The 3,516-nt window shown below is 40.0% G+C and carries 3 protein-coding genes; 2 read left to right on the forward strand and 1 reads right to left on the reverse strand.

Annotated features, from left to right (window positions below; genetic code table 11):
• The coding region (locus ACOVO2_RS20270) for a hypothetical protein (protein ID WP_421771726.1) at nt 1–255 on the reverse strand (255 nt) is incomplete at its 3' end.
• Between the two features lie 240 nt (nt 256–495).
• Between ACOVO2_RS20270 and ACOVO2_RS20275 the strand changes: the two genes are divergently transcribed.
• Together ACOVO2_RS20275 and ACOVO2_RS20280 are read left to right on the forward strand one after the other, a co-directional pair.
• A complete protein-coding gene (locus ACOVO2_RS20275; protein WP_421771727.1) occupies nt 496–1,608 on the forward strand; it encodes an efflux RND transporter periplasmic adaptor subunit in 1,113 nt (370 codons plus the stop codon).
• A 145-nt stretch (nt 1,609–1,753) separates the two neighbouring features.
• The coding region (locus ACOVO2_RS20280) for an efflux RND transporter permease subunit (RefSeq protein ID WP_421771728.1) at nt 1,754–3,516 on the forward strand (1,763 nt) is incomplete at its 3' end.

Raw genomic sequence — 3,516 nt, forward strand, 5'->3', positions numbered from 1 at the left:
ATCACCATCTTTGAAATTAAAAATATAACCAAGATTAGATAGCTTCCCACCACTCGGTGATACTGCGTTGGAGGCTAATATTGTTGCCGAATTACTACTGAAGTCTAAACAAGCAAACTGGGGAGTTACAGAAAATCCTCCGTCAACTAAAATCCCACTTCCAGGATTTGTACAGGCTTTAGGCATCGTTTCCTGCTGCCCAAAAACACGAAGTGATAAGCAAACAATTAGCAGAAGAGTGGAGAGTTTTTGCATGAAAATAAAGTTGTATTTTATTGAAAGCCACAAAGGTAGAATCAGAAATTTTACTTTCCAAAAACTCACCCAAATTGCTTGTTTCTAAGCTAACAGTCGTTAAAAACACCCCTTATGTCGATTATTTAATAGGAATAATACAAAAACTTTTATTATCGTAACAGTTCGGTATATTTTTGCGTTTATTTTATATAACTTATCTAAATTTCTAACAGATACTCCTCTAATCATTAGTTTAATATGCGTACGATTCTGACTATTGTTGCTGTTGTTGCGGTCTTGGTACTTGGCAAAATTTTCTTCTTTAAAAAGCCCGATTTAGGTGGCGAAAAAGGTCCAGGTGGCGGAGGAGGTTCAGCACCATCAGGAGGTAAAGGAGGCGAAAAAGGCAAAGATATGAAAGGTGGTGGCCCTGCCGTAGCCGTAAATGTTTTTGTGGTCAATACCGAAAGCCTTGATAATGTCATTACATCGTCTGGTACGATTTTTCCGAATGAAGAAATCGAATTGAGAGCTGAGGCTTCTGGCCGTATTCTTGCTCTTAATATCAAAGAAGGTAGCCGAGTTGCAGCAGGACAAGTAATTGCCCGAATCAAAGATACTGACCTTCAAGCTCAGTTGAAAAAACTTAATTTCGAGATAGAATTGGCCAAACAAACCGAAGCTCGTCAGAAAAAATTATTAGATATCAATGCCATTAGCAAAGAAGAATACGAAATCACGGCTAATAAAATCAATACCCTCAATGCCGACAAAGAACTCATTGAGGCAAATCTCGAAAAAACAGTTTTGAAAGCTCCCTTTGCCGGAAAAATTGGTTTGAAAAACGTCAGTCAAGGGGCGTACGTAACGCCAACGACAAGTTTGGCAACCCTCGTACAGACAAATCCTGTAAAAGTTGATTTTTCGATTCCAGAAAAATATTCTACGCTCATCAGAGTTGGTAGAAATGTAAAGTTTGAAGTGGAGGGCCAACCAGAAGCATACTATGCCAATGTTGTGGCTATCGACCCAAAAATTGACCCAAATCTTCGTACTTTGAAACTAAGAGCTTTGGCTAAAAACCCAGCCGATAGACTCGTGCCGGGTATGTTCGTAAGAGTTTCGGTTGATTTAGATATTGCTCAGGCAATTATGATTCCGACCGAAGCAGTTGTGCCAGTTTTGAAAGGTAAAAAAGTGTATGTAGTGCGTAATGGAAAAGCCGACGAAGTAATGATTGAAACGGGCGTTCGTAACGACAAGAAAATTCAGGTTACGAGCGGACTCCGAACTGGCGATTCTCTCATCGTTTCGGGTATCATGGCATTGAAAAAAGATGCCGCTGTAAAAGTTAAAGGTGCGGGAAAATAAAGATTTTGCTATCGAGTTACCGCTTTAGCGGTTCGATGAGAAGTTATATTTTTCAGAATTTCGAAAAAATAATTAGCTAAGTAATTGACAGTAGGTGAATTATAAACATTCACTCATTCACTCATTCATCATTCAACATTGAATTATGTCAATCTCAACCATTTCAATCAAACGTCCAGTATTAGCCATCGTGATGAATCTACTCATCATTTTGTTTGGAGCAATTGGCTATACTTTTTTGGGTGTACGAGAGTATCCATCCATTGACCCGCCTGTTGTTTCGGTGCGTACCAATTATGTTGGTGCCAACTCCGATATTATTGAGTCGCAGATTACCGAACCGCTCGAAAAGGCATTAAATGCCATCGAAGGTATCAAATCCATTAACTCGTCGTCAAACAATGGTTCGAGCCAAATCACCATCGAATTTGAAATCGGTGTAGATATGGAAACCGCCGCCAACGACGTACGTGATAAAGTTTCGAGTGCGGTGCGTCAGCTCCCACAAGATATTGATGGCCCGCCAACGGTTTCAAAAGCCGATGCCAACTCTGACCCAATCATGAGTATGCTTTTGCAGTCGGACATCAGAAGTCACATGGAAATCAGCGATTACGCCGAAAACGTAGTTGCACAACGCCTACAAACCATTCAAGGTATTAGCCAAGTAATGATTTGGGGACAAAAAAGATTTTCGATGCGTTTGTGGATGGACCCAAATAAATTGGCAGCTCAGGGCGTAACAACGCAAGATGTAAAACAAGCACTTGACCGTGAAAACGTGGAGCTTCCAAGTGGTAAATTGGCAGGAGATAATACTGAATTAACCGTAAAAACTATTGGTCGATTCAAAGGTGAGGAAGACTTCAATAATTTGATTGTAAAAACAGTAGGCGAAAAAATTATTCGTTTCAAAGATATTGGTAGTGCCGAACTCGGAGCCGAAAACGAAGAAACGCTCATGCGTATCAACGGAATTCCTTCGATTGGTTTAGCAATTGTACCACAACCAGGGGCTAATTATTTGGATATTTCGGCACAGGTAAATAAGCGTTTGGCCGAAATTAAAAAAGAACTTCCGAAAGATTATAGAATGGAGTTGATGTCTGATAACACAACTTTCATCAAAAAATCAGTAGAAGAAGTAGGCGAAACACTCTTGATTGCCATCGGATTGGTTGTTATCATCATTTTCTTGTTCTTCCGTGATTGGATTATTGCCGTTCGCCCGTTGATTGATATTCCAGTATCGCTCGTGGGTACGTTCTTCTTCATGTATATTTTCGGTTTCTCTGTCAATGTACTTACGCTACTTGCTATCGTTTTGGCAACGGGCTTAGTGGTTGATGATGGTATTGTTGTTACCGAAAATATCTATAAAAAGATTGAGGAAGGCATGAAGCCAATTGAGGCTGCCATCAAAGGTGCCAACGAAATCATGTTTGCCGTACTTTCCACCTCAATTACGCTTGCATCGGTATTCTTGCCAGTTATATTTATGGAAGGTTTCGTTGGTCGTCTTTTCCGTGAATTCGGTATCGTTTTGGCCACCGCCGTATTGATTTCTGCATTCGTTTCATTGACACTTACCCCAATGTTGAATGCTTATTTAGTAAGAAAAAATCAAAAACATAGTCGTTTCTACGAAATGACCGAACCTTTCTTTGAAAGAGTAATTGAGGGTTACCGCACACGTCTGACAAGTTTCATGAATATTCGTTGGGTGGCAATTCCGTTGATTTTACTTACGTTTGGTATGACTTGGTTTTTCGGAAAAGACCTCCAACAAGAATTAGCTCCACTCGATGACCGCAGTGCCATGCGTTTGCAAATTACTGCTCCTGAAGGTTCATCTTTTGAATTTACCGATAACTATATTCAGAAACTCGGCAAAACAATTCGTGATTC

The organism is Emticicia sp. (assembly GCF_049241225.1).
Classification (GTDB): domain Bacteria; phylum Bacteroidota; class Bacteroidia; order Cytophagales; family Spirosomataceae; genus Emticicia.

Bases quoted from the DNA above. Each gene is read 5' to 3' on its own strand.
- ACOVO2_RS20275 (WP_421771727.1), top strand. From the start codon at position 496: ATGCGTACGATTCTGACTATTGTTGCTGTTGTTGCGGTCTTGGTACTT.